The sequence below is a fragment of the Cellulomonas sp. T2.31MG-18 genome, from assembly GCF_964266755.1.
In the GTDB taxonomy this organism is placed as follows: Bacteria; Actinomycetota; Actinomycetes; order Actinomycetales; family Cellulomonadaceae; genus Cellulomonas.
On record NZ_CAXWGW010000001.1, the window covers coordinates 417,745 to 441,647 of the forward strand.

Below are 23,903 nucleotides of genomic sequence, written 5' to 3' on the forward strand. Positions count from 1 at the left end.
CCCTGGTGACGGCCCTGGTGCCGGCTAGAAGGCGACCTGCACCACCGACCGCTCGAGGTGCACCACATGGCTGGTGCTCAGGGCGATGAACGCCCCGAGCTCCGCGAGCTGCGCCGGGCGCCCCGGCAGGTAGTCGGTCAGCGCCGTCGAGCGGACGACGAACGAGCACCACTGCCCCCGCGACACCGCGACGTTGAGCCGGTTCCGGTTGAGCAGGAACCCCATGCCCCGGCGCACGTCCACCGGTGACGACGCAGCCGTGGTGAGGATCGCGACCGGCGCCTGCCGTCCCTGGAACTTGTCGACGGTGCCGACGGGCACGCCGTGCAGCCCCGCCTCCGCCAGCGCCTGGTTCACCGCCGACACCTGCGCGTTGTAAGCGGCCACCACCAGCACGTCCTCCGGCCGCAGCGGCCGGCCGGTCGGTGCGTCGGCGTCGCCCGGGTCCGTCCACCACCGGCCCACCAGGTCGTGCACCAGGTCGGCGACCACCGCCGCCTCCGCCGCCGACCGCACCGCGTTGCCGCCGTGCTCCACCAGCAGCCCGTGCACCCCCGGCTCCACGCCGGACAGCGACCGCCGCGACGCCGCCGGTGCCGACCGCAGCCGGTCGTCGTAGGACAGCCTCGACACCGCGGCGCACAGCGCCGGGTGCATCCGCCACGTGTCGGCGAGGAAGTACCCGTACCGCTCGGGCAGTGTGGCGGCCCCGTCCATCAGCCAGCCGAGCGCCGAGTGGTCCACCGGTTCCGGGTGGGTGCCCTGGCTGACCTGCGGCAGCTGCTGCGGGTCCCCGAGCAGCAGCAGGCGCCGCGCCGCACCGGCGACCGCGAACGTGTTCGCCAGGCTGAACTGGCCCGCCTCGTCCACCACCAGCAGGTCGAGGGGCTCGTCCGGCAGCCGGTTCGGGTTGGTGAACGTCCACGCGGTGCCTCCCAGCACCCACCCGGAACCGCCGTGCCCGTCCTCGAACGCGGCGATCGCCGCATCGGTGCGCAGCCACGTCCAGGGCGCCTGGGGATCCGGCCCGCCGTGCGCCACCATCTGCTCGGTCGACGGCTGCTTGCCGATCGCGGCCGGTTCCACCCCGGCGGCGGCGACGCACCGCAGCAGGTTCTCCACCACGGCGTGGGACTGCGCCACCACGCCGACCCGCCAGCCCTCGGCGACCAGGTCGGCGATCACCCGGGCACCGGTGTACGTCTTGCCCGTGCCGGGTGGTCCTTGCACCGCCAGGTACGACGAGCCGAGCTGGTGCAGCGCCTTGACCAGGGTGTTCGGCAGGTCGTCCGGACCCTCGGCCCGCGGCAGCACCAGATCACGCCGCCCCTGGTCCTGGGGAGCCCGCCGGCGGGCGAGATCCGTCGCAGCGCCGTCGGGCAGCTCGGGCAGGCTGTCCGCCACCTGCTCCGCGAGGCTCCGCACGGCGTCCCGCAGGGGGCCCGTCCCCGGTCCCGGCGCCGGGACGAGCGCCATCGGCAGCTCGTCGAACGGTGCCTCCTGCTTGCCGAGCCGCTCCTCCACCAGCAGCACGTCGTGCCCGTCCTGCGGCCCCACCTCCAGCACCAGCAGCTGCGTGCGCCAGCCGCGCGACCCGTCCACGGACCCGTGCGCGCCCACCGGCGCCGGCGGGTCGTACAGCCCGTACACCGCGGATCCCGGACGGAGCTCGCTGCCCGGCTCCAGCCGTCCGGTCATCGTCAGCCGCCGCCGGGGCAGCTGACGCCCCACCGACGTCCAGCGCTGCTGCACCTCCACCGCGTCCGCCACGAAGGTGTTCCGGCGGTCCGTCCAGTCCGCCGGTTCGCTGCTGAGCCGGTCGAAGTGCGCCCACCAGAACGGCAGCTCCTCCCGTCGGTGGTATCGCAACGCCGCTCCGACCAGCGCGATCGCCTGCCGGTCGGGTTCGCGCGCGACACCCTCGCCGGGCCCCGGCCCGGCGGCGTCCATCAGCCGCTGCTCGAGCGCGGTCAGGTCCGCCTCCGCCGCGGCCCGCTCGTCGTCCGCCGCAGCGCCGACGCCTCCACCCACCAGCTCGCCGCCCACCAGGCCCGCGCCCCCCGGTACGGCGCTCACCGACCTGCCGCTCGCCGGCCCCGTGCCCACCGGCCCGGTCACCACGGCCCGTGCCGGTCCCCGACCCGCGGCCGCGAGGTGCGCCAGCAGCCAGTCCCGCAGGCCGAGCGTCGACAGGCAGTCGTACTCGTTGTACCGGCCGATCTCCTCGACCCGCGCGCGCCACTCGTCCAGCCGCTCGGCGTCCCGCGCCGCCACCGCCTCGGCGTACTCGACGATCGACGCCGCCGCGGTGGTCACCTCGCCCGTGCGGTGCTCCGGCATGTAGAGCGGCTCGAGCTGCTTGAGGGAGTACGACGGCTGCCCGGTCCGCACGCCGGCGCGCACGGAGGCGTACAGGTCCACCAGCACGCCCTCGCGCAGCAGCGCGTCGACAGCCGCCTCACCGACGCCGTGCCGACCGGCCAGCCGCAGCAGCGCCACCCGCTCGTAGGGCGCGTAGTGGTAGACGTGCATCCCGGGGTGCTCGGCGCGCCGTCGGCCCAGGTAGTCCAGGAACGCGACCAGCGCCTCCCGCTCCTCGGCACGGCTGTGCGCCCAGAACGGTCGGAACACCGGCTCGGCCCCGGTCTCGGACGGCAGCTCCACGACGCCGAACAGGTACTCCAGGCCCCACGCGTCCGAGCCGGCGGCCGCCGCGTCGTACCAGAGCGGGTCGCCCTCGAAGTCGAAGAAGATGTCGCCGGGGTCCGGCGGCGGCAGGGTCGCCGCGACCCCGTCCGGGTCGGCCAGCGTGACGGTGATGCCGCGCTCCAGCCCGGCACCCTCCGGCAGGCCGGTGCCCACCGCCCCGTGCTCCTGCGCCACCTGCAGCCGCGCCTGCAGCCGCAGCCGACGCACGCTGCCGTCGGACATGCCGGGCACGGGACCGTCGCCGGCCGCCAGCTCGTCGATGGTCCGGACGCCGGCAGCCCGCAGCTTCTCCCGCTGACCGGCGAACACCCCGGCCACCAGCAGCAGGTCCCGTGCCGCAGCGGCCTCCGGCGCGCACACGTCGCACCGTCCGCACGCGTGGAACCGTTCGTCGCCCCACAGCACCGGCCCGTCGTCGAGCCGGTGACCGTCGAGCAGCGCCTGCAGCCGAGCCCGCCGCTGCCGGTACACCGGCACCACGTCGGCCAGCCGGTGCTCGGTCGAGGAGCCGTCCCCGAGCACCAGCCGCACGGTCGGCGCCAGCGGGATACCGGCCCGCTCGAGCTGGTCGGCGTAGGCCGCGAGCTGCAGGACGGCCACCACGGCGGCGTTCCGGGCCAGTTTGGCGTCCACCACCTGCCAGCCGTCGGCCGTCCGCACCAGGAAGTCCGCCCAGCCGACGAACCTCCCGTCGAAGAACCCCGCCTGGTACAGCACGTCCGGACCGTCCCGGAGCAGCTCCACCGTGCGGGCGTGGCCGGCGACGAGCTCGTCGCGCACGTCGTAGCGCTCCGGCCGCGCCAGCTGCGCGACCCCGCCCGACCCGCCAGGTGACCAGACGCCGTGCTCCCGTACCAGCGACCGCAGCACCCGCTGCTCGTGCTCCCCGCCCAGCCGGGCCACCCGCTCGAGCATCACGTCGGCCGCGGCGCGCAGCGGGGCCCCGCGCCCCAGCAGCCCGTCGAGGGACCGCAGCACCGCGAACTCGCACGCCGCCGCCGCCGAGAGGTCGGACGCCGAGAACGCCAACGTGCCGTCGTCGAGCACCATCACGTCTCGCACGCTATGCCGGACCACCCACACGCCTCGCGAGCGCTTGGTCCCGGTCCGGCGTTCCGGGGGCCCGGGCTCAGGGCATGCCGAGCAGCCGCAGCACGGCCGTGGTCGCGGCGGCCGCGACGACGACGAGCACGAAGGACGCCCGCCGCCACGCCAGCACGGCACCGACCGCCACGCCGATCACCCGGGACGGCCCGGCGAAGGCGTGCCCGTCGAAGAAGGTCGCGACGACGACGAGCGCCGTGAGCAGCACCACCGCCGAGTCGGCCATCAGCTGCTCCACCGCCTCCGGGATCCGCAGGCGCTCGCCGAGCCACGGCCCCGCCGCTCGGAACGCGTAGGTGGCGGCGCCGACGGCCACCGCGACGCCGATCAGCGTCCCGTGCGCGATCACGACGAGCCTCCGGGTGTGCCGTCGTCGGCCGGATCGTCCGCGGCGGCCCGTCCCTGCGGCGCCGATCCCCGCGTCGCCCGTCCCCGTGCCGCCAGCCCCGCGAGCGCCAGCAGCACCGGCAGCCCCGCCGGCAGCAGCGGCGTGCTCGCCACCGCGACCCCGGCGCCCACCACGGCCGCCCGCCGCGTGCGCCGCTGCCGCAGCGACGGCATCACCAGCGCCAGCAGCACCGCCGGGAACGCCGCGTCGAGGCCGAGGGCGGAGGTGTCGGTCAGCGCGCTGCCACCCAGGGCGCCGAGCCCGACGCCGACGTTCCAGAACACGAACAGCAGCGACCCGCACAGCCAGAACGCCGCCCGCCGCCGGGCTGGGGTCGGCTGGGCGAGGGACCACGCGACCGACTCGTCGATCATCACGTGCGTGCCGATCAGTCGGCGCAGCAGTCCGGACCCGACGGCGTCGCGCACCGCGAACCCGAACGGGATGTGCCGCGCGTTGACCAGGATCGCGGCCGCCGCCGCGGCGACCGGGCTGCCACCGGCGGCCAGCACGCCGACCACCAGGAACTGCCCGGCGCCGGCGAACACCACCACCGACAGCAGCGTCGGGTACCACCACGGCAGGCCGGCGGCGACGGTGATCGCGCCGAACGAGGCGCCGACCAGGCCGTCGGCCACGCAGAGCAGCAGGATGTCGCGCACCTGCGCCCGGCCGAGCGTCCGGACGGCGCCGCGCAGCGGGTGGCCGGCGGGCTCGTCGGGCACCTCGACGGGCGCGTCCTGGGTCATGGCGGTCGAGCATGGGTCCCCGGTACGCTGTTCGTCAAGACGAACGATCCGACTGATGGAGCGAACACGTGCCGGACTCGCCGGAGACCCTCCAGCAGGCCATCGCCCGCTCGCTGCGCCGCGAGCGGACCCGCACCGGCCTCAGCCTCACCGAGCTCGCGCGCCGTGCCGGCGTCGCCAAGTCGACGTTGTCCCAGCTCGAGCAGGGCCTGGGCAACCCGAGCGTCGAGACCCTCTGGGCGCTCGGCGACGCCCTCGGTGTGCCGTTCTCCCGGCTGGTCGACCCGCCGTCGGGCCGCGTCGTCGTCATCCGCGCCGGGGAAGGGCCCGCGGTCCCTGCGACCGGCGCCGACTACATCGCCACCCTGGTCGCCACGTGCCCGCCCGGCGCCCGTCGCGACGTGTACGTGGTGCGCGCCGAGCCGGGGTCCAGCCGCAACTCCCAGCCGCACGCGGACGGCATCATCGAGCACGTGGTGCTGGCGGCCGGCCGCGCACTGGCCGGTCCCGCGGACGACCCGGTGGAGCTGGAGCCCGGCGACTACATCTCCTACCCGGGCGACGAGCCGCACGTGTTCACCGCCCACGTCCCCGGCACGTGGGCGGTACTGATCAGCGAGCACGTCTGACCGTGCCCCCGGTACGGCGCGAGCACCGCGAGGCCCAGCTCGGGCACGTCGTCGGCCACGAACCCGTATCCCGCTTCGGCCCGGGTGGCGAGCCGAGCCCAGGCCGCGCCGACAGGCTCACCGGCCTCCGTCTCGGCCACCGTGCCGACGTCGGTCGCGCGCTGCCAGCCCGCGAGGTGGTGGGCGTGCTCGGGGTCGGACCGCACCTGCTCCAGCGTCACCCGGGTCTCACCGGTCCAGTTGAGCGCCTCGACCAGCAGCTGCTCCAGGAGCGGGAGGTCGGCGGAGGTGGTCGGGCGCAGCTGCATGGGCGGCATGGTCGCGCGACCCGCTGCGCACCCGCCACCGCATTCGGAGGCAGCCACCCTGACCGACGTCGACCGCGCGAACCCGCGAGTCGAGTACGCAGAATTTAGTCGCCGGAACTAACCTCTGCGTAATGAGGCAGGAACGTGACGTCCTCCGGCTGATCGCACGGGCCCCGATGCGGACGGTCCGCGCGGCGGATCTCGCCGGGCTCTACGCCTATCCCGGACCGCAGCTGGCGATCCTCGAGCGGCGTGGTGTCGTCTGCCGGGTGGCCCACGGCTTCTACTGCGCCGTGCCCGCGGAGTACGTCGGTGCATCGTGGCGCCCCACGGTGGAGGCAGCAGCAGCCGGTGTGGCGACTGCGATCTACGGCGAGCGCGTCCCGGTGCTGACCGGGCTGACCGCCGCGCGCGTGCACCACGAGCTTCCGCGGGCCATCGGCGTCGGGTTCGTGGCCGTGCCGAGCCAGCGTCGTCCGCTCCCGTTGGCCGGACGTGACGGCCAGATCAGGTTCGTTCGCCGCGCGGTGACGGAGCTGGATGCCGTTGCGGTGATGACAGAGCTCGGGCAGGCGCTGGCGACGACTCCGGAACAGACCGTTCTCGACCTCGCCCGCCTCGATCCGCGAGGTGAGGACCCGGATGCGCAGGAGGCGATCGGAGCCTTGTGGCGACGCTGCGACCCGGACAGAGTGCGAGCGATCGCGGGCCGGCAGCGGATGAAGGCCACGTACGCCCGCGTGGCGGCGGGCCGATGAGCCTGTACGACGAGATCGAGGCTGTCGCCGACCGGTTCGGCGTCGGCATCGAGCAGGTCCGCCGTGACCACCTCCTCTCGCACGTCCTGGCGGCGGTCTCGGCCGGGGTGAGCACCGACGACGTCGTGTTCTTCGGCGGCACCGCCTTGTCGCGCACCTACCTGGCGGACGCCCGGCTGAGCGAGGACATCGATCTGATCGCCCTGGCGCCTCGCACCGCGGTCGCGGCTGCGATCGAGTCGGCCATCGCGCGAGGCCTGGCCCGAAGTCACGGTCGTGTCGCCTGGCTGCCGGCGCTGACGGCGGCGTCGGGCAGCCAGCCGGCGGTCATGTCGGTCGACGGGGTCGACGGCATCCAGGTCCAGCTGCTTGGCGGCGACGGCTACACCTGGCCGACCGAGGTCCGTGACGTGGAGCAGCGTTACAGCGACGCGCCGCCTGCCCGGCTGCGGACGCTCACCGGTGCGGGCTTTGCGGCCGCCAAGCTCGCCGCATGGATGGATCGGCACGCGCCTCGCGACCTGTACGACCAGTGGGCCATGAGAGAACGCGCCCTGATCGACGCGACAGCGGTCGACGTCTTCGTCCGCCATGGACCAACCGGCCGACCTCCGGCGGAATGGGTGTTCGCCCACGGGCCCGACGAGGAGACGTGGCGTCGGGCGCTCGGTCATCAGACCCGGCTCACGGTCACGGCCACCGAGGCGCTGGCATCCGTGCGGGACGCGTGGGCGTCGGCCGCTCGCCAGGAGCGGGTGGTGTGAACCGGACGACTACGGCCGGGCCGTGACGGCGAGCTCCTTCGCGCGTTCCAGCACCGCGTCCAGCATCGCCGGGGTCAGCCGTCCGGTGAAGGTGTTCTGCTGGCTGACGTGGAAGCAGCCGACCAGCACCAGCGACGCATCGTCCCTGGTCAGGGTCAGCTCGGCGCCGTGCCCGAACGCCGGCCGGGGCCTCGGCACCGCCCAGCCCTGCTCGCTCAGCGTGGTCAGCACCGCCTGCCAGCCGAACCCGCCGAGCACCACCAGCACCCGCGGCCGCACCAGCTCCAGCTCGCGGCCGAGCCAGGGTGCGCACGTCCGGCGCTCCTCCGGCGTCGGCACGTTGGCCGGTGGCGCGCACCGCACGGGCGCCGTCATCCGGATGCCCGTCAGCACCAGCCCGTCGTCCCGGCTGACGCTGACCGGCTGGTTGGCCAGCCCCGCGCGGTGCATGGCCGCCACGAGGAAGTCGCCGGACCGGTCGCCGGTGAACATCCGGCCCGTGCGGTTCGCGCCGTGCGCGGCGGGCGCCAGGCCGACCACCATGATCGGCGCGTGCGGGTCGCCGAACCCCGGCACCGGTCGCGCCCAGTACGTCTGACCGCGGAACGCCGCCCTCGGCTCCGCCGCCACCGCCTCCCGCCAGGCGACCAGCCGCGGGCACGCCCGGCACTCGACCAGCGCGGCGTCGAGCTCGTCGAGGCTCCCCGCTGCCGCGCTCGCGGCCTGCACGTCGGTCACCCCCGCACGCTACGGCGAGGGTCCGACGACGACGTGCCTACGGCCGACGCTTCGGGTGCCGCCAGTCCCAGATGATCAGCCCCTCGATCAGCACGACGGCCGCCACGACGGCGACGAACCACGGGGTGCCCCACGTCGCCTGTCCCAGCAGGGCGCCACCGGCCAGCGTGCCGACCTGCCGGAACAGGATGCTCGTCAGCGGCGGTCGCGCCGGGGCAGCGGCCCCGGTCTCCGTCGTCTTCGCCGGGACCGGCTCGTGGTCGTCGGCCGTCCGGGCCAGCTCGTCGCTCACCGTCGCCTGCTTCCTGGATCGCGGGCCGTGTGCCTCGCGCGTCCATCATCCCGTGTCCCGGACTGTCGAGATGTAGGCCCTCGCGACGTCCAGGCTCCCCGCGCCACCGGTGAGGTACGACCCTCAGCTTGTCGGCGTGCTGTGAGGGGCCGGGCTGCCGCTCGACGACGGCGCCTCGGTGGCGACTCGCGACCGACGGCGTTGACGGCGGAAGTCCCACAGCGCGAAGGCCTCGAGCAGCACGAATCCCGCGATGTACGCCGGGACCCACCGCGAGTGCCACGTCGAGCGGAAGATGCCGCCCCACACCAGCAGCATGGCGAGCTGCCAGACGACGAACCGACCCACGGAGGGCCCCTGCGACACCAGCGGCGCCATCGGCTCCGGCAGCGTCGGGATCGGTGGCAGCGGATCGCCGCCGGAAGGACGGATCGGGCCGTCGTGCATCGTCGCAAACCCCCTGGTCGGGCCCCTGCCCAGGACCCGTCTGCACCGTACGCCCGCCTTCCACCTCGCCGGTGGCGCCCGCGGCAGCGTGACCGCCCGACCCGGTCCGCGGGCGCGGATAGTGGTCCGCCGCCGAGCGGGGTACCGTCGCCTCGCACACACGGGAGCTCGGGCACGACCGGGCTGAGAGGGCGACATCCAGGCGTCGCCGACCGTACGAACCTGACCGGGTAATGCCGGCGTAGGGAGGGTTTCGATGACAGCAGTTCAGGACCGTCCGACCGAGGCGCCGCTGACCCTCGAGGCACCGGCACCGCGCGTGCTCGGGCTGGCCGACCAGCTCGGTCTGTGGGGCAACCTCGGCGTGAGCCTGCTCGGGTTCACGGGCGCGATCTTCGTGCTCGTGCCGGTGGCCGACCCGGGCATGTCGCTCGGTGCCGCGCTGGTCGCGGTGGTCGTCGGCACCGTGCTGGGCTCGCTCGGCATCGGCGCGATCGCGATCCCGGGCGCCCGGACCGGGGCGCCGTCGATGGTGCTGCTCCGCGGCTTGTTCGGCACCAGGGCGTCGTACGTGCCGACCGTGCTCAACATCGTCCAGCTGATCGGTTGGACCACGTTCGAGCTCGTCACCATCAGCACGGCGCTGAGCCAGCTGGCGCCGGGCGTGCCGCGCTGGGCCTACGCGGTGGCGGCGGGCGTGCTCAGCACCGCCCTCGCGCTGCGGCCGCTGGCGTGGATCCGCGTGCTGCGCAAGTACGTGACGATCGTCGTGATGGTGGCGCTGGCGTACCTGGCCGTGCAGCTGCTGCGGCACCCGCTGCCGGCGCTGAACGACGGCGGCTGGGACGGCTTCTGGGTGGCGGTGGACACCGTGATCGGCGTGACCGTCTCCTGGGTGCCGCTGGTGGCCGACTACGCGCGGCACTCGCGCACGCCGCGCAAGGCCTTCATCGGCACCTCCGTCGGCTACGCGGTGACGCAGTTCGCCTGCTACGCGCTGGGCCTGCTGGCCCTGGTGACGGTCGCCGGCCGGGACCCGGACAAGATCTTCGGCTCGTTCATCGCGGTGCCGCTCGGTGCCCTGGTGTTCGGCGTGCTGACCATCCGCGAGCTCGACCAGTCGTTCGCGGACACCTACTCCACGGCCGTCTCGGTGCAGAACCTCCGGCCCCGCTGGGACCGGCGAGTGCTGGCCCTGGTGATCGGCGCGGTGTCCACCGTCGCCGCCGTGGCGCTGAACATCGCGGACTACGAGAGCTTCCTGCTGCTGATCGGCTCGGTGTTCGTGCCGCTGCTCGGCGTGCTGCTGGTCGACTGGTTCTGGCTGCGGCGCGGGCACTGGGACCTGTCCACCGACAGCCGCACCCGGTGGGCGACGCTGATCGCCTGGGCCGCCGGCTTCGTCGCCTACCAGCTGGTCAACCCCGGTGCGCTCACGTGGTGGGTGCCCATCTGGACCGGCCTGGGCTCGGTGCTGCACTTCACCGCACCGAGCTGGCTGGGCGCGTCGATCTTCTCCTTCGTGGTGGCTGCGGCCGTCGCCGCCCTGCTCACCCCCCTGCTGCGGGGTCCGGCGGTGCCGGACGAGCCGACGACGTATGACGAGACGCGTGACGAGGCACCCGCCGAGGCGGAGCTGGTCGCGCAGGACGAGGAAGGTGCCCGATGACCCGTCAGCCCGTGACCGCCGCCGGCGTGGGCGAGGCGCTCGAGGCGTTCCGCGACACGACGCCGCTGGTGCAGTGCCTGACCAACATCGTCGTCGCGCAGTGGACCGCCAACCTGCTGCTCGCCGCGGGCGCGGCACCCGCCATGGTGGACAACCCGCACGAGGCCGGTGAGTTCGCGCGGATCGCCGGCGGCGTGCTGGTGAACCTGGGCACCCCGTACGACGACACCACCGACGGCATGCGTCTCGCCGCGGCGGCTGCGGCCGATGCCGGGACCCCGTGGGTGCTGGACCCGGTGGCCGCCGGCGGCCTGCGCTGGCGCACCGAGCTGGCGATCGAGCTGCTCGGCGCGTCGTCGCCGACGATCGTGCGCGGCAACGCGTCGGAGATCCTGGCGCTCGCCGGCGGGGCCGGCGGCAAGGGCGTCGACGCGACCGACTCGCCGGAGGAGGCGGCCGAGGTGGCGCGCGCGGTGGCGCTGGACAACCGGACGGTGGTGGCGGTCTCCGGTCCGACGGACCACCTCACCGACGGCGACCGCATGGTGCTGGTGAGCAACGGGCACGAGTGGCTGACGCGGGTCACCGGCGTGGGCTGCTCGCTCGGCGCGCTGATGGCCGGTTTCGCGGCGGCGGTCGACGACCCGCTGCTGGCCGCGACGGCGGCGACGGCGATGCTGACGGTCAGCGCCGACCACGCGGTGCTGACCACCCGCGGTCCGGGCGGGTTCGCCACGGCCCTGCTGGACGAGCTCAGCCTGCTGACCCCGGAGACGCTTGCGGCCGAGGTGAAGCTGGGCTGATGGACCGCATCGGACCCCGGACCACCGGCGGCGGCCGCGCGCCGCTCGACCTGTCGCTCTACCTGATCACCGACACCGGCCAGTGCGGCGCGTTCGGCGTGCCGGCCACGGTGGCCGCTGCCGTCGCCGCGGGCGTCACGGTGGTGCAGCTGCGCGACCCGGACGCCGACGACGCCGACCTCGTCGTGCTCGGCCGTGCGCTGGTCGCCGAGCTGGCCGGCAGCGGGGTCCCGCTCCTGGTCAACGACCGGGTGCACCTGGTCCAGGCGATCGGTGCCGACGGTGCCCACGTCGGCCAGGGCGACGCCGACGTGCTCGACGCTCGCGCCCTGCTCGGCCCGCACGCCTACCTGGGCCTGTCCGTGCAGACCGCATCGCACGTGCAGGCCGCCACCGCCCTGCCGGCGGACGCCCTGGACTACCTCGGTGTGGGGCCGGTGTGGCCCACCGGCTCGAAGCCGGACGCGGCACCGGCCAGCGGTCTGGAGCGGCTGCGCGAGCTGTCCGCCGCCAGCCCGTGGCCGTGCGTGGCGATCGGCGGGATCACGGTGGACCGCGTGCCGGCGGTGGCCGCGACCGGTGCCGCGGGGGTCGCGGTGATCAGTGCGATCTGCGGGCAGCCGGACGTCGGCGCCGCGGCTCGGGCCCTGCGCGCGGCGTGGGACGGCGCGGTCGGCGCGGGTGCGGCGGAAGCCGGTGCGCTCGGCGGGCATGCGGTCGGCGGGGGCGTGGTCGGTTCGGGCGCTGCCGGCTCCGGGCCGGACGACGCGGCAGCCGGACCCCACGCCTGGGCCGGCGTCCCTACCCAGAGGTTCGTGCTGTGAGCCGCCCACCGGTCGCGCTGACCATCGCCGGCAGCGACCCGTCCGGCGGTGCCGGCATCCAGGCCGACCTGAAGACGTTCAGCGCCCTCGGCGCGTTCGGCACCAGCGTGATCACGGCGCTCACCGCGCAGAGCACGGTCGGCGTCACCGGCGTGCACGTGGTGCCGCCGGCGTTCGTCGCGCAGCAGCTGGACACCCTGGTCGCGGACGTGCGGATCGACGCCGTGAAGATCGGCATGCTGGCCGACGCGGCCGTCGCGGGCACCGTCGGGCGCTTCCTCGAGGCGCACCGGCCGCCGATCGTCGTCCTCGACCCGGTCATGGTGGCCACCAGCGGCGACCGGCTCCTGGCGGACGACGCCGTCGAGGCCGTCCGTGCCCTCCTCCCGCTCGCATCCGTCATCACGCCGAACCTCGGCGAGGCCGGCGTGCTGCTCGACGGCCCGGTGGCCCGCGACGTCGACGAGATGCTCGCGCAGGCCGCCGCGCTCCGCGGGCTCGGCGCCGAGCGGGTGCTGCTCAAGGGTGGTCACCTGGACGACGAGACGGCGGTCGACGTGCTCGCCGAGCCCACCGGCTCGACGCTGCTCGAGGCGCCGCGCATCCCGACCCGGAACACGCACGGCACCGGCTGCACCCTCTCGTCGGCGCTCGCCGCGCTGCGGCCGCAGCGGGACACGTGGCTCGACACCGCCCGGGACGCGAAGGCCTGGCTGACCGAGGCGCTGCGCCACGCGGACGAGCTGGAGATCGGCCACGGCCACGGCCCGGTGCACCACTTCCACGCCCTCTGGAAGAACTGACCGACCTCCGGACGCTGCGCCGAACTGGGCTCAGCGCTCGTCACCCGTGAAGCTGCACCCCGTTGCGCCTGACCCTCAGCAGCCGGTCCAGCGTGGCCAGGGTCTCGTCGACCGTGCCGGCCTCGACCGGTCCCGGTACGCCCTCCTGCGCGGCGGAGATACCGGCGACCGCCGGAGTCCACCCGTCCAGCGACACCACCGGAACGCCGGTCCGGGCCGCCATCGCCACCTCGCTCAACGTGCCCCAGCTGCCGCCGACGGCCACCACCGCATCGGCCGCCCGCACGATCAGCCCGTTGCGCAGCTCGCCCAGCCCGGTGGCCAGGGCGATCGTCACCCACGGGTTGGCGGCGTGCCGGTCGTCCCCGGGCAGGATCCCGACGACCACCCCGCCGGCCTCCGTCGCCCCGCGCGCGACGGCCGCCATCACCCCGTCGCCACCGCCGCAGAGCACCACGTCACCCCGCTCCGCCAGCGCCCGGCCCAGCCGCTCGGCCACGTCCTGCTGCACGCGGGTGCACACCGACGGACCGACCACCGCGACGTACCGGCCGGTGCGGGGCTCGTCGTCGTCGGTCGCGTGGCGCATCGATCAGAACCGGTCGGGGTCGCCCGCGCCGACGCGGACGATCTCGGGCTCGCCGGACGTCCAGTCGACCACCGTGGTCGGGGTGGTGCCGCAGTCGCCGCCGTCCACCACGGCGTCGACCAGGTCGTCCAGCTCCTCCTTGACCTGCCACCCCTCGGTCAGCGGCCACTCCGTGCCCGGCATCAGCAGGGACGACGACAGCAGCGGCTCGCCCAGCTCGTGCAGGATCGCCAGCGCCACCGGATGGTCGGGGATGCGCACCCCCACCGACCGCTTCTTGGCGTGCGCCAGCCGCCGCGGCACCTCGGGGGTCGCCTTGAGGATGAACGTGTAGGGGCCGGGGGTGGCGGCCTTGATCGCCCGGAACTCGTTGTTGTCCAGGTGCACCAGCTGCCCCAGCTGCGCGAAGTCGGCGCACATCAGCGTGAAGTGGTGCTGGTCGTCGAGGTGCCGGATGCGGCGGATGCGTTCGGCACCGTCGTGGTTGTCGAGTCGGGCGCCCAGCGCGTACATCGAGTCGGTCGGGTAGGCGATCAGCGCGTCGTCGCGCAGCATCGCCACCACCTGTGCGATCAGCCGCGGCTGCGGAGTGGTGGGGTGGACGTCCAGGTAGCGGGCCACGGCGTCAGGCTAGGCCGCGCCCGGGCGGGTGGCCACGGGGCCCGGGGCGCGGCGGTACCGCTCGTAGACGACGCGGTTGGCGAAGGTCCGGGTCTCGACGAGGTCCAGCTCGATGCGCTGCGCCACCGCCGGCAGGTACGGGTTCCCGCCGCCCACCACGACGGGGTTGCGGAACATCCAGAACTCGTCGACCAGCCCCAGCTCGACGGCCTGCCGAGCCAGACCGGGCCCGCCGATCGCGACGTGCTTGTCCGTGGCGGCCTGGGCGGCGGCGACCTCCTCGGCCAGCGAGCCGGTCGCCAGCCGCGCGTTGCCCTGGACCCTGGTCAAGGTGCGGCTGAAGACGACCTTCGGCAGCGCCGTCCACGCGTCGGCGAAGGCGCTCTGCAGCTCGTCGTCGCGCATCGACGGGTCCGTCTCCCAGACCAGCATCGTCTCGTAGAGCTTGCGGCCGCACAGGTGCACGCCGAGGCTGCGCACCTCCTCGAGGTGCACCGTGAACTGCTCGTCGGTCGGGACGGACCACTGGAAGTCGCCGTCCCGGTCCGCCGTGAACCCGTCCACCGAGACGCCCATCGAGTAGATCAGCATGGGTCACGCTAGGCAGGCCGCGCGCCCGCTGTCACGGGCCTCAGCGCTTGTCCGGTGCGACGCCCCGCACCTGGTCGGCGACGAACCGCCGGTGGTTCAGCGCCAGCTTGGCGCGCGTCGTCTCGCCGAGGTCGACGCCCAGCACGTCGGCCAGCCGCAGCAGGTAGATCAGCACGTCAGCCATCTCCTCGCCGGCGCGGGCCTGCCGCTGCGGGTCGGCGGTGAACCGCTGCGCCGCGGTGTCGGCCGGCACCCACTGGAACAGCTCCGCGAGCTCGCCGACCTCGCCCATCACGGCCAGCACCAGCGACTTCGGGTCGTGGAACTGCTCCCAGTCCCGTTCGGTGCTGAACTCCCGCACCTGCCGGGTCAGCTCGGCGATCTCCTGCTCGTCGTCCACCCGCTCGTCGCCCACCGCCCCATCCTCCCCCGCCCGTCCGCCCCAGCCCGTCCGCCCCGGCCGCATGGTCGACCTGGTCGTTGCCGCCCGCGAGCTGAGCAGTCCGCACCGAGACGAGCACATTGAAGTGCTCATCTGAGTGCGGACTGCTCATCTCGGCCCCGGCTGCCCGCTCCGCCTCGTCCAGCCGGAGGATCCGCCGCACCCGCCCGCGGCTCTAGGGTTCGGGCGTGAGCACGGGGGTGTCGTCGGGCAGCCGGTTGTACCGGTGGCTGCGCGTGCACGTGCTGCCCGTGGACGCGCTGATCGCCGCCGTGATCGGCCTGTTCGCCGTGCTGCCGTTCGTCGCGATGGCCATCGGGCGGCCCACCACGGACCGCATCGCCACCGCGGTCGTCGCCGCCGGCCTGGTGCTGCCGCTGGTGTGGCGGCGCACGCGTCCGGTGCCGGCGGCCGCCGTGATGGTGGTCGTCTGCCTGGCACAGCTGTTCTCCGGCATGGGCGTGGTGGTGGGGCAGGTCGCGGTGCTGCTGATGGTGGCGGCGCTGGCGGCGCACGCCCCGCGGTGGGCGTCGCGCGCCGGGCTGACCATCGCGATCCTCGGCATGGCCGGGCTGGCGGTGCGCGGCCACCTGGTGGCCAGCGCGGCCGAGACCCCGCTGGCGCGGTTGACCATCGCCCTGCTCGGGTGGTCGATGGTGGTCGCCGCGTGGCTGTTCGGCGACCTGACCCGCAGCCGGCTGGCCGAGCGGCAGGCGCTCGCGGACCGCGCCGAGCGGCTCGAGCACGAGCAGGCGCAGGCGCGGGAGCTCGCGGCGGCGGAGGAGCGGGCCCGCATCGTGCGGGAGCTGCACGACGTGATCGCCCACTCGCTGTCCATCGTCGTGCGCCAGGCCGACGGCGCCCGGTACGCCGCCGGCTCGCCGCCCGGGCCGACCACCGACGCCCTCGAGGCGATCGCCTCCACCGCGCGCGGCTCGCTCGCCGAGCTGCGCCGGCTGTTCGGCGTGCTCAGCTCCGAGGCGCCGGACCAGCCGCCCACAGCCCCGACGCCGGGGGTCGCGGACCTGGACACCCTGGTCGCCCAGGTGCGCGGCGCCGGCGTGGAGGTGGTGCTGCACCGCGACGGTGAGCCGCCCACCGACCTGCCGGCCGGTGCGCAGCTGGTGCTCTACCGGGTGGTGCAGGAGAGCCTGACCAACGTGCTGAAGCACGCCGGTCCGGGTACGCGCGCGGACGTGCAGGTGCGCTGGACCGAGGTCGCCGCCGACGTCACGGTGCACGACACGGGGCCGGGGCTGAGGCACGACGGCGACGGCATCGGCCGCGGTCTGCGGGGCATGCGCGAGCGGCTCGCGCTGTACGACGGTGAGGTCAGCATCGGTGACGCCCCGAGCGGCGGGGTGGTGGTGCACGCCCGGCTTCCGCTGGCCGGGGTGCGGGGGGAGAACGAGTGAGCGAGACACCAGCGGCCGTGCCGCCGATCCGCGTCGCGGTGGTGGACGACCAGTCGCTGATCCGCAGCGGCCTGACGATGCTGATCGGCTCCCAGCCGGACCTGCGCGTGGTGGCCGAGGCGGCCGACGGCGTGCAGGCGCTCAGCCTGCTGGCGCGCACACCGGCCGACGTGGTGCTGATGGACGTGCGCATGCCGCGGCTGGACGGTCTGGAGGCCACCCGGCGGCTGCTCGCCGCACCGCCGCCGGTGCCGCGCGTGGTGATGCTGACGACGTTCGACCTGGACGAGTACGTGCTCGCCGCCATCCGGGTCGGCGCCAGCGGGTTCCTGCTCAAGGACGCCGACCCCGAGCAGCTGCTCGACGCGATCCGCGTGGTGCACCGCGGCGACGCCGTCATCGCGCCGGGCATGACCCGTCGGCTGCTCGACCACGTCGCCCCGCTGCTCGGCGCCCCGCCGGTCGCCCCGGACGGCGACCTGTCCCGGCGGATCGCCGCCCTCTCGGCACGCGAGCACGAGGTGTTCCTGCTGATGGCCGCGGCCCGGTCGAACTCGGAGATCGCCACCGAGCTGTTCCTCTCCGAGACCACGGTGAAGACCCACGTCGCCCACGTGCTCGACAAGCTGGGTGCGCGGGACCGGGTGCAGGCCGCCGTCCTGGCCTACGAGGCCGGGGTGGTCACCCCTGGCGAGCGGACCGCCGTGATCGACCCGCCGCCGGCTCGTCCGGAAGGATGAGGCCGGACCACTCGAACCCCTGGCTCGACCCGGGGACACCCCCGAGTCGTCAGGCCGGGCTCACCCGGACGAAGTGGATAGGCGAACCGGGCAGGTCGCCGTCGTGCCGGGCGACGAAGCCCACCTCCACCCGGAGCCCGTCCGTGGTGGTGTAGGCGTACGTGATGTCGGTGCCCCAGCCGCCGGTCCGCTGGTCCGAGCCGAGCAGCTGCTCGACGTCGGTCGCGGTGTGCGCCCAGGTCAGGCCGAGCGGCAGGGTGCCCCGGTACGCGGCGAAGCTGGTCTCCGACCCCGGGTACCCGAGCGCGTTCTCGTCGTTGTAGACGGTGACCGCGACGACTGCGCCGGAGGCGTCCGGGGTGAGCTGGAAGCCCAGCGACTGCACGTCGACGTCCGTGTCCCACGTGCGGCCGAGGGTCTGCGTGTACGGCTGCAGGTCGGGGTCGCTCCAGACGTTGCGGCCGAGTGCCCACTGCCAGATCTCGCCGGTCGCGACCGGCTCGTCGGTGGTCGGGTCGGGCGTCGGCTCGGGTGTCGGGGACGGAGGTTCGGGTGTCGGCTCCGGCGCCGTGGTGGTCGGGTCCGGGGTGGGGCTCGCCGTGTCCGTCGAGACGGTGGGCGACGGCCGTGGCGGGCCCGGCGACGGGTCGCATGCGCCCAGCAGACCGATCGCGAGGACGGCTGCCACCGGTGTTCCGACGAGCACGAGCTTCCTCATGAGGCCCCCAGCCCTTCGAGCAAGCGCTCCTCCCAGTCTCCTCCGACCGGCTCCGCGCGGACCCGTCGGTCCCGGATTCACCCGTCCTCGACCCTGAGCGCCGTGCGCGTCCGGGGCTGGAGCCGCCATCCGACGTGCGGTCGACGGCTCGTTCCGGAGGATGAGGACCCGCTGTGAGGATCGGCCCGCAGGCCGATCCGCCCGGCCCGGCCCGCTCCGTACGTTCGAGCCCATGACCAGCACCTCTGTCCACACCTTCGCGCCGCCGGCGATCAGCGCCCGCGGGCTGTCCAAGACGTTCGGCTCGGGCGAGACCACCGTGCACGCCCTCCGCAACCTCGACCTCGACATCGAGCGCGGCCGCATCACGGCGATCATGGGCCGCTCCGGCTCCGGCAAGTCGACCCTGCTGCAGATGCTCGCCGGCCTGGACCGGCCGACGTCCGGCAGCGTCCGCCTCGGCGGGGACGACATCACCGGTCTGGGCGACGACGAGCTGACCCGCCTGCGCCGCACCCGGATGGGCTTCGTGTTCCAGGCGTTCAACCTGCTGCCGGCCCTCGACGCCCGCGAGAACATCGAGCTGCCGTTCCGGCTGGCCGGCCGGCAGATCGACCTGAACACCCGCGGCTGGATCGAGCAGCTGATCGAGCGCCTCGGCCTCGGCCCGAGGCTCACCCACCGCCCCTCCGAGCTGTCCGGCGGTCAGCAGCAGCGCGTGGCGATCGCCCGTGCGCTGGCCACCCACCCGGACGTCGTCTTCGCCGACGAGCCGACCGGCGCCCTGGACTCCGCAACCAGCGCGGACGTGCTCGACCTGCTCGCGGCGCTCGCCCGCGAGGAGGGCCAGACGGTGGTGCTGGTGACGCACGACGACGACGCGGCCCGCCGTGCCGAGCGCGTGGTGCGCCTGGAGGACGGCCGGATCGAGGACGACGTGCTCAACCCCGTCGCGGTCGGCGCGCAGGTGCGGCGATGACCGCCTGGGCCCTGCGCGAGCTGCGCAGGTCCGCCGGCCGGTACGCCGCCAGCGTCGCGGTGGTCGCCGTGGTGACGGCGTTCGCCGTGCTGCTGATCACCGCGATCGGCGCCTTCACCGGTGCCGCGCGCGCGCAGGGGGCCGACGTCGGGACCGCCAAGGCGGTCCTCGAGGTGGTCGGCGGGGTGTTCCTCGGGATCGCCGTGACCGTCGCCGTGATCGTCGTCTCCAACACCTTCTCCACCATCGCGGCGGGTCGGATCAAGGACATCGCCGTGCTGCGGCTGATCGGCGCGACCGGCAAGCAGGTGCGGCGCACGGCTCTGGTCGACGGCACGGCCGTCGGCGTGGTCGGTGCCGTGACCGGCATCGGCGCCGGACTCGGTCTGGGGGCGATCGGCGTCGAGCTCATGCGGTCGTGGGCGCACCTGACCGTGTCGTTCCCCTGGTCGGTGCAGCTGGTCGTCGTGCCGTTCGGCGGTGCGCTGGTCGCCACCGTGCTCGCCGCGATCGTCGGCGTGCGGGAGGTGTCCGGCGTCTCCCCGTCGGAGGCCGCCCGGTCGCTGCCCGAGGGCCGGCCGGTCAGCAACGCCGTGCGACGTCGGCGCATCGCCGCCGGCGTGGTGCTCGGCGGCCTGGGGCTGGCGCTCCTGGTGTGCGGCGTGCTCGTCGGCTACGCGATGCCGCCGCTCGGGTTGATGATCGCCTTCTTCGGTGGGCTGCTCACCAGCATCGGCGTGGTGCTGGCGGCACCCGTGATCCTGCCGCCGCTCGTGTCCCTCGTCGCCCGGCTGGCCCCCCGCGCCGCCGCCCCGCGGCTCGCCGCGGCGAACCTGCGCCACGACGCCGTGCGGACGTCCCGCACCGTCCTTGCCGTGATGATCGGCGTCACGGTGCTCACGATGTTCCAGGTGGCGGGGAACATGGCCGTCATGTCGTTCCGCTCCTACACCCGTCCGGTGCAGGACATGGAGCAGGTGCAGCAGGCCATCCGCGGCATGCTGGTCGCGGTCGACGTGCTGACGTCGTTCTCGGTGGTGGTGGCCGCGATCGGCCTGGCCAGCACGCTGGCGATCAGCGTGCTGCAGCGGCGTCGCGAGCTCGGCACCCTCCGGGCCGTCGGGTTCACCGGCAGCCAGGCGCGGTCGATGCTGCTCACCGAGAGCCTGCTGGTCGCGGGGACCGGGGCGGTCGGAGGCGTGGTGCTGGGCAGCCTCTTCGGGTGGGTCGGGGCGGTGTCCGCGTACGGCAAGTACGCCGACCGGACGCTCCAGCTGCCGTGGCTCTTCGTGCTGGCCGTCGCCGCCGGCGCCCTGGTGCTCGGCGTGGTGGCGTCGCTCGCCCCCGGCCGCCGGGCGAGCCGCGTGCCACCGGCGGTGGCGCTGATGGACATCTGACCGGGCACAGCCTGGCCCGGCCGTCGCCACCGCCGCGGCCGGCCGGCGAGCCGAGATGAGCACATCGCACCGAGATGGGCAGTTCGCACTGCTCGTCTCGGTGCGAAGTGCTCATCTCGCAGGGCAGGGGCGCACGTCCGCCCGGGCCGGCACGTGGAGGGACGGCCGGTCCGGGCGGAGGTTCGAGCGCCCGACGACGACGCGGGGCGGCGTCGTCCGCAGCGGATCAGCAGGTCAGGCGGGCACCAGGTGGCTCGGCAGCACGTCGAAGTGGTCCGGCTCGATCGTCAGGTCCGCACGGCCGCCGGTCAGCGACCGCAGGTCCAGCACGTACCGGCTCAGCTCCGACTCGGGCACCAGCGCCTCGATCCGCACGGTGCCGTCGTCCAGCGACTCGGTGTCGGCGATCCGCCCGCGCCGCGTGGACAGGTCGCCCATCACGTCGCCCTGCACGGACGTCGGCACGGTGACCGCGATCCGGCTGACCGGCTCCAGCACCACGGAACCCGCGGCGAGCAGCGCCTCCTTCACGCCGAGCGCGGACGCCGTCCGGAACGCCATGTCGGAGGAGTCCACCGGGTGCGACTTGCCGTCGAACACCTCGACGCGCAGGTCGACGATCGGGTGCCCGTGAGGCCCGCCCGCCGCCATGCCCTCGGTGACGCCACGGTGCACCGCCGCCATGAAGTTGCGGGGGATCGCGCCGCCCACCACCGAGTCGACGAACTCGTACCCGGTGCCGCGCGGCAGCGGCGACACCCGCATGTTCACCACGGCGTACTGCCCGTGACCGCCGGACTGCTTCTTGACCTTGCCCTCCACCTCGACGGTGCCGGCGATGGTCTCCTGGTAGCCCACCGGCACGGGCGACGTGGTGACGTTGACGTTGAACACCCGGGACAGCCTCTCGAGCGCCACCGTCAGGTGCGTGTCGCCGAGCCCCCGCAGCACCGTGCGGTCGGTAGTGCGGTCGATGGTCAGCGTCGGATCCTCGGCCACGAGCCGGGACAGGGCGGCCGAGAGCCGGTCGTCGTCTGACTGCGTCACCGGCTCCAGCGCCAGGCCGTACACGGCCTGCCGCGACCTCGTCGGACGTGCCCGCAGCGCCGTCCCACCGGGGGCTCCGCGGCCGGCGAGCAGCGAGCCCGACGGCGTCCCCGTCAGCTTCGCCACCGCTGCCACCTCGCCCGCGCGCACCGCCTCGACCGGCAGGTGCTCCTTGCCGCGCAGCCGGAACAGGCCGGGCAGCCGCTCCTCGGCACCGGTGGTGGTGTTGGTCAGCTTGTCGCCGGCGTGCACCGTGCCGGACAGGACGCGGAACAGGGTGACCTGCCCGACGAACGGGTCGGCCATGGTCCGGAAGGCGTGCACCAGCACCGGCCCTGCGGGGTCGGGGGCGACCTCCACCTCGGTCTCACCGGCCAGCACCGTCGCCACCGACTCGGTGGGCACGGGGCTGAGCTCGCACACCAGGTCGGCCAGGCGGTCGATGCCCACCTCGGTGATGCCGGACGCGACCAGCACGGGGAACGCCTCACCCTCGCGCACCTCGTGCGCCAGGGTCTTCTCCAGCTCGGCGACGGTCGGCACCTCGCCGCCCAGGTACGCCTCGAGCTGCTCGTCGTCGTGGGAGACGATCTCCTCGGTGACCTCCTCGTGCAGGCGGTGCTCCTCGTCGGCCACCTGCTGCGGGATCGCCTGGTTGTGGTGCCGGCCGTCCGGGTCGTACGCGTAGCCCTCCTCGGCCAGCACGTCGGCGACGCCCGCGAAGCCGGACTCCTCGCCGAGCGGCAGCTCCAGCGGCACCAGCCCGTCGCCGAACTGCTCACGCAGCTCGTCGAGCACGTGGTGGAAGTCGGCGCGGGTCTTGTCCTCCTTGGTGATCACGAACATCCGGGGCACCCCGGCCTCGGCAGCGGCCTTCCAGGCCAGGTGCGTGCCGGCCTGCACTCCGTCCACGGCGCTGATCACGATGAGCGCCATGTCGGCCGCGGCCAGCGCGGCGTCGACGGCGCCGGCGAAGTCGAGGTACCCGGGGGTGTCCAGCAGGGTGAGGTCGTAGGTGTGCCCGTCGTCGGCGGCCCACGTCAGGGGCACGGCCGAGAGGGTCAGGGAGATGCCGCGGGCGATCTCCTCGGGCTCGTGGTCGGAGACGGTCGACCCGTCCTCCACCTTCCCCGGCCTGGTCAGCACGCCGCCGCGATGCAGCAGCGCTTCGACGAGGGTGGTCTTGCCTGCACCACTGGCGCCGAGCAGCGCCACGGTGCGGACTCTGGGCGACGTTGCCTGGTCCATGTCGTCTCCAACGGTGGAGCGGTTCGTCCGGCCAGGCTAATGAACGAACGCCCCCGGCGACAGGACCGGGGTCCCTGGCGCCGGGGGCGTACGAACGATTGAGACGGAGGTGCTGATCAGCCCGCCGCGAGGATGTCGACGACGAAGACGAGCGTCGAGTTGGCCGGGATGCTGCCCTGCGCCTTGTCCCCGTAGCCGAGGTCCGGCGGAATGACCAGCAGCACCTGGCTGCCGACCTTCTGGCCGACCAGGCCCTGGTCCCAGCCCTTGATGACCTGGTTCTGGCCGATGGTCAGGCCGGACAGCGGGGTGCCCTTGGTCCACGACGAGTCGAACGGCGTGCCGTCCCACAGCCAGCCGGAGTACTGCACGGTGATCGACTGCCCGGAGGCGACCGTCGCGCCGCTGCCCTGGATCAGGGGCTGCACGACGAGGGAGGTCGGGGCGGCCGTCTTGACCGGGGTGAGCGTCGGGGCGCCCTTGTCGTCGAGCTTGACCGTCGGCAGACCCGCCGGCGGGGTCACCGCGGTGCCGGCGGCGCGCGAGGGGACGGTGCCGATCACGTCGATGACGCCGACGATCGTCGAGCCGGAGCTGGTCGACGGCACGGCCATCAGCACGCGGGCGCCGACCTTCGAGGTGCTCAGGGCCTTGTACAGGTCGGCGTTGAGGCCGGTGCTGCTGATGGCGACCGTCTCCGGCGCCGCACCGTAGCTGCTCTGGCCCTCGGTGCCGTCCGACCCCTGCACCGCCACGCTGTGGAACTCGATGATCATGCCGTCCGCCAGCGCGGCACCCGTGCCGGGCGACAGCAGCTTGACCACCGGGCCGCTGACGCTGAACGGCTTGGACGGCAGCGTGATGGTCGGCTTGCTGCTGGCGTCGCCGGTGACGGTGATCTTGTCGACGGCGGCGAAGTCCGCCGGGCTGGCCGTGGCGGCGCCCGTCGCGGCTGCGGTCGGCGCGCTGGTCGCGGACGGGCTCGCGGTGGACTTCGCGGAGCTGTTGCCGCTGCACGCAGCCAGGCCACCGAGGCCGATGGTGAGGGCGAGCGCGGCGGCGACGGCGCTCCGGACGGCTGTGGTGCGACGCACAGGAAGGCTCCGGTCGGGTTGGGTTGGCGCGCCCGGG

At 74.3% G+C, this 23,903-nt stretch carries 25 protein-coding genes and 1 riboswitch; of the genes, 11 read left to right on the top strand and 14 right to left on the bottom strand.

The window, feature by feature from the left end:
* Positions 1-24: 24 nt before the first annotated feature.
* The 3 genes from ACFQTY_RS01890 to ACFQTY_RS01900 form a co-directional block, all read right to left on the bottom strand.
* A complete protein-coding gene (locus tag ACFQTY_RS01890) occupies positions 25-3,759 on the bottom strand; it encodes a TM0106 family RecB-like putative nuclease (protein ID WP_378099070.1) in 3,735 nt (1,244 codons plus the stop codon).
* Between the two features lie 79 nt (positions 3,760-3,838).
* The gene (locus ACFQTY_RS01895; RefSeq protein ID WP_378096478.1) at positions 3,839-4,162 is read right to left on the bottom strand and encodes an AzlD domain-containing protein; all 324 of its coding nucleotides are present in this window, start codon (positions 4,160-4,162) and stop codon (positions 3,839-3,841) included.
* Positions 4,159-4,950, bottom strand: coding sequence for an AzlC family ABC transporter permease (locus ACFQTY_RS01900; protein ID WP_378096481.1), 792 nt, complete (start codon positions 4,948-4,950; stop codon positions 4,159-4,161). The genes ACFQTY_RS01895 and ACFQTY_RS01900 overlap by 4 nt, the downstream gene beginning before the upstream one ends.
* Positions 4,951-5,018: 68 nt before the next feature.
* On the opposite strand from ACFQTY_RS01900, the gene ACFQTY_RS01905 reads away from it, so the two are divergent.
* On the top strand, positions 5,019-5,579 hold the full coding sequence (locus tag ACFQTY_RS01905; RefSeq protein ID WP_378096484.1) for a helix-turn-helix domain-containing protein: 561 nt from the start codon (positions 5,019-5,021) through the stop codon (positions 5,577-5,579).
* Here the strand turns inward: ACFQTY_RS01905 and ACFQTY_RS01910 are convergent.
* A complete protein-coding gene (locus ACFQTY_RS01910; protein ID WP_378096488.1) occupies positions 5,501-5,887 on the bottom strand; it encodes a GNAT family N-acetyltransferase in 387 nt (128 codons plus the stop codon). The genes ACFQTY_RS01905 and ACFQTY_RS01910 overlap by 79 nt on opposite strands.
* Positions 5,888-6,018: 131 nt before the next feature.
* Between ACFQTY_RS01910 and ACFQTY_RS01915 the strand changes: the two genes are divergently transcribed.
* Together ACFQTY_RS01915 and ACFQTY_RS01920 are read left to right on the top strand one after the other, a co-directional pair.
* Positions 6,019-6,645, top strand: coding sequence for a type IV toxin-antitoxin system AbiEi family antitoxin (locus tag ACFQTY_RS01915; RefSeq protein WP_378096491.1), 627 nt, complete (start codon positions 6,019-6,021; stop codon positions 6,643-6,645).
* Positions 6,642-7,409 (top strand): nucleotidyl transferase AbiEii/AbiGii toxin family protein, encoded by a 768-nt coding sequence (locus ACFQTY_RS01920; protein WP_378096494.1) that lies wholly within the window; start codon positions 6,642-6,644, stop codon positions 7,407-7,409. Before ACFQTY_RS01915 ends, ACFQTY_RS01920 begins: the two co-directional genes overlap by 4 nt.
* A 9-nt stretch (positions 7,410-7,418) precedes the next feature.
* Here the strand turns inward: ACFQTY_RS01920 and ACFQTY_RS01925 are convergent, their stop codons facing one another.
* The 3 genes from ACFQTY_RS01925 to ACFQTY_RS01935 all read right to left on the bottom strand — a co-directional run bounded on the left by ACFQTY_RS01925 (position 7,419) and on the right by ACFQTY_RS01935 (position 8,886).
* Positions 7,419-8,147 (bottom strand): uracil-DNA glycosylase, encoded by a 729-nt coding sequence (locus tag ACFQTY_RS01925; protein WP_378096497.1) that lies wholly within the window; start codon positions 8,145-8,147, stop codon positions 7,419-7,421.
* Between the two features lie 37 nt (positions 8,148-8,184).
* Positions 8,185-8,439, bottom strand: a complete 255-nt coding sequence (locus tag ACFQTY_RS01930) for a hypothetical protein (protein ID WP_378096500.1) — start codon at positions 8,437-8,439, stop codon at positions 8,185-8,187.
* Positions 8,440-8,562: 123 nt separating this feature from the next.
* Positions 8,563-8,886 carry a hypothetical protein gene (locus ACFQTY_RS01935; protein WP_378096503.1) on the bottom strand — a complete coding sequence of 108 codons (324 nt, stop codon included), beginning with the start codon at positions 8,884-8,886 and terminating at the stop codon, positions 8,563-8,565.
* Positions 8,887-9,036: 150 nt separating this feature from the next.
* Positions 9,037-9,151: riboswitch (TPP riboswitch) on the top strand.
* On the opposite strand from ACFQTY_RS01935, the gene ACFQTY_RS01940 reads away from it, so the two are divergent.
* The 4 genes from ACFQTY_RS01940 (at position 9,143) to thiD (ending at position 12,985) form a co-directional block, all read left to right on the top strand.
* Positions 9,143-10,555 (top strand): purine-cytosine permease family protein, encoded by a 1,413-nt coding sequence (locus ACFQTY_RS01940; RefSeq protein ID WP_378096506.1) that lies wholly within the window; start codon positions 9,143-9,145, stop codon positions 10,553-10,555. (Overlaps the previous riboswitch by 9 nt.)
* Entirely contained in the window at positions 10,552-11,358 is an 807-nt protein-coding gene (gene thiM / locus ACFQTY_RS01945; RefSeq protein ID WP_378096509.1) for a hydroxyethylthiazole kinase, read from the top strand. The genes ACFQTY_RS01940 and thiM overlap by 4 nt, the downstream gene beginning before the upstream one ends.
* A complete protein-coding gene (gene thiE / locus ACFQTY_RS01950) occupies positions 11,358-12,182 on the top strand; it encodes a thiamine phosphate synthase (RefSeq protein ID WP_378096512.1) in 825 nt (274 codons plus the stop codon). The genes thiM and thiE overlap by 1 nt, the downstream gene beginning before the upstream one ends.
* Entirely contained in the window at positions 12,179-12,985 is an 807-nt protein-coding gene (gene thiD, locus ACFQTY_RS01955; RefSeq protein WP_378096515.1) for a bifunctional hydroxymethylpyrimidine kinase/phosphomethylpyrimidine kinase, read from the top strand. Before thiE ends, thiD begins: the two co-directional genes overlap by 4 nt.
* A gap of 40 nt (positions 12,986-13,025) precedes the next feature.
* Here thiD and ACFQTY_RS01960 read toward each other — a convergent pair whose 3' ends face one another.
* From ACFQTY_RS01960 to ACFQTY_RS01975, 4 genes are read right to left on the bottom strand one after another with little or no spacing between them, the layout of a single operon-like run.
* On the bottom strand, positions 13,026-13,574 hold the full coding sequence (locus tag ACFQTY_RS01960; protein ID WP_378096518.1) for a TIGR00725 family protein: 549 nt from the start codon (positions 13,572-13,574) through the stop codon (positions 13,026-13,028).
* 3 nt (positions 13,575-13,577) lie between these two features.
* Positions 13,578-14,195 (bottom strand): L-threonylcarbamoyladenylate synthase, encoded by a 618-nt coding sequence (locus ACFQTY_RS01965; RefSeq protein WP_337973895.1) that lies wholly within the window; start codon positions 14,193-14,195, stop codon positions 13,578-13,580.
* Positions 14,196-14,204: 9 nt separating this feature from the next.
* On the bottom strand, positions 14,205-14,786 hold the full coding sequence (locus ACFQTY_RS01970) for a dihydrofolate reductase family protein (RefSeq protein ID WP_378096522.1): 582 nt from the start codon (positions 14,784-14,786) through the stop codon (positions 14,205-14,207).
* Positions 14,787-14,826: 40 nt separating this feature from the next.
* Positions 14,827-15,201 carry a nucleotide pyrophosphohydrolase gene (locus tag ACFQTY_RS01975; protein ID WP_378096525.1) on the bottom strand — a complete coding sequence of 125 codons (375 nt, stop codon included), beginning with the start codon at positions 15,199-15,201 and terminating at the stop codon, positions 14,827-14,829.
* 215 nt (positions 15,202-15,416) lie between these two features.
* Between ACFQTY_RS01975 and ACFQTY_RS01980 the strand changes: the two genes are divergently transcribed.
* Positions 15,417-16,643, top strand: coding sequence for a sensor histidine kinase (locus tag ACFQTY_RS01980; RefSeq protein ID WP_378096528.1), 1,227 nt, complete (start codon positions 15,417-15,419; stop codon positions 16,641-16,643).
* Positions 16,640-17,383, top strand: coding sequence for a response regulator (locus ACFQTY_RS01985; protein WP_378096531.1), 744 nt, complete (start codon positions 16,640-16,642; stop codon positions 17,381-17,383). Before ACFQTY_RS01980 ends, ACFQTY_RS01985 begins: the two co-directional genes overlap by 4 nt.
* Before the next feature lie 49 nt (positions 17,384-17,432).
* Here ACFQTY_RS01985 and ACFQTY_RS01990 read toward each other — a convergent pair whose 3' ends face one another.
* A complete protein-coding gene (locus tag ACFQTY_RS01990; protein ID WP_378096534.1) occupies positions 17,433-18,101 on the bottom strand; it encodes a hypothetical protein in 669 nt (222 codons plus the stop codon).
* A 232-nt stretch (positions 18,102-18,333) separates the two neighbouring features.
* Here ACFQTY_RS01990 and ACFQTY_RS01995 point away from each other — a divergent pair, with 232 nt between their 5' ends.
* Positions 18,334-19,080, top strand: coding sequence for an ABC transporter ATP-binding protein (locus ACFQTY_RS01995; protein ID WP_378096537.1), 747 nt, complete (start codon positions 18,334-18,336; stop codon positions 19,078-19,080).
* A complete protein-coding gene (locus tag ACFQTY_RS02000; RefSeq protein ID WP_378096540.1) occupies positions 19,077-20,477 on the top strand; it encodes an FtsX-like permease family protein in 1,401 nt (466 codons plus the stop codon). Before ACFQTY_RS01995 ends, ACFQTY_RS02000 begins: the two co-directional genes overlap by 4 nt.
* 234 nt (positions 20,478-20,711) lie before the next feature.
* On the opposite strand, the gene ACFQTY_RS02005 is transcribed toward ACFQTY_RS02000, so the two are convergent.
* Together ACFQTY_RS02005 and ACFQTY_RS02010 are read right to left on the bottom strand one after the other, a co-directional pair.
* Complete coding sequence (locus tag ACFQTY_RS02005) at positions 20,712-22,772, bottom strand: elongation factor G (RefSeq protein WP_378096543.1); 2,061 nt, start codon at positions 22,770-22,772, stop codon at positions 20,712-20,714.
* 116 nt (positions 22,773-22,888) lie between these two features.
* The gene (locus tag ACFQTY_RS02010; RefSeq protein ID WP_378096546.1) at positions 22,889-23,866 is read right to left on the bottom strand and encodes an FKBP-type peptidyl-prolyl cis-trans isomerase; all 978 of its coding nucleotides are present in this window, start codon (positions 23,864-23,866) and stop codon (positions 22,889-22,891) included.
* Between the last annotated feature and the right edge of the window lie 37 nt (positions 23,867-23,903).

Coding starts and splice junctions, on each gene's coding strand:
- ACFQTY_RS01890 (WP_378099070.1), bottom strand. CDS start 3,759: ATGGTGCTCGACGACGGCACGTTGGCGTTCTCGGCGTCCGACCTCTCG.
- ACFQTY_RS01900 (WP_378096481.1), bottom strand. CDS start 4,950: ATGACCCAGGACGCGCCCGTCGAGGTGCCCGACGAGCCCGCCGGCCAC.
- ACFQTY_RS01910 (WP_378096488.1), bottom strand. CDS start 5,887: ATGCAGCTGCGCCCGACCACCTCCGCCGACCTCCCGCTCCTGGAGCAG.
- ACFQTY_RS01915 (WP_378096491.1), top strand. CDS start 6,019: ATGAGGCAGGAACGTGACGTCCTCCGGCTGATCGCACGGGCCCCGATG.
- ACFQTY_RS01920 (WP_378096494.1), top strand. CDS start 6,642: ATGAGCCTGTACGACGAGATCGAGGCTGTCGCCGACCGGTTCGGCGTC.
- ACFQTY_RS01935 (WP_378096503.1), bottom strand. CDS start 8,886: ATGCACGACGGCCCGATCCGTCCTTCCGGCGGCGATCCGCTGCCACCG.
- ACFQTY_RS01940 (WP_378096506.1), top strand. CDS start 9,143: ATGACAGCAGTTCAGGACCGTCCGACCGAGGCGCCGCTGACCCTCGAG.
- thiM (WP_378096509.1), top strand. CDS start 10,552: ATGACCCGTCAGCCCGTGACCGCCGCCGGCGTGGGCGAGGCGCTCGAG.
- thiE (WP_378096512.1), top strand. CDS start 11,358: ATGGACCGCATCGGACCCCGGACCACCGGCGGCGGCCGCGCGCCGCTC.
- ACFQTY_RS01960 (WP_378096518.1), bottom strand. CDS start 13,574: ATGCGCCACGCGACCGACGACGACGAGCCCCGCACCGGCCGGTACGTC.
- ACFQTY_RS01970 (WP_378096522.1), bottom strand. CDS start 14,786: ATGCTGATCTACTCGATGGGCGTCTCGGTGGACGGGTTCACGGCGGAC.
- ACFQTY_RS01990 (WP_378096534.1), bottom strand. CDS start 18,101: ATGAGGAAGCTCGTGCTCGTCGGAACACCGGTGGCAGCCGTCCTCGCG.
- ACFQTY_RS01995 (WP_378096537.1), top strand. CDS start 18,334: ATGACCAGCACCTCTGTCCACACCTTCGCGCCGCCGGCGATCAGCGCC.
- ACFQTY_RS02000 (WP_378096540.1), top strand. CDS start 19,077: ATGACCGCCTGGGCCCTGCGCGAGCTGCGCAGGTCCGCCGGCCGGTAC.
- ACFQTY_RS02005 (WP_378096543.1), bottom strand. CDS start 22,772: ATGGACCAGGCAACGTCGCCCAGAGTCCGCACCGTGGCGCTGCTCGGC.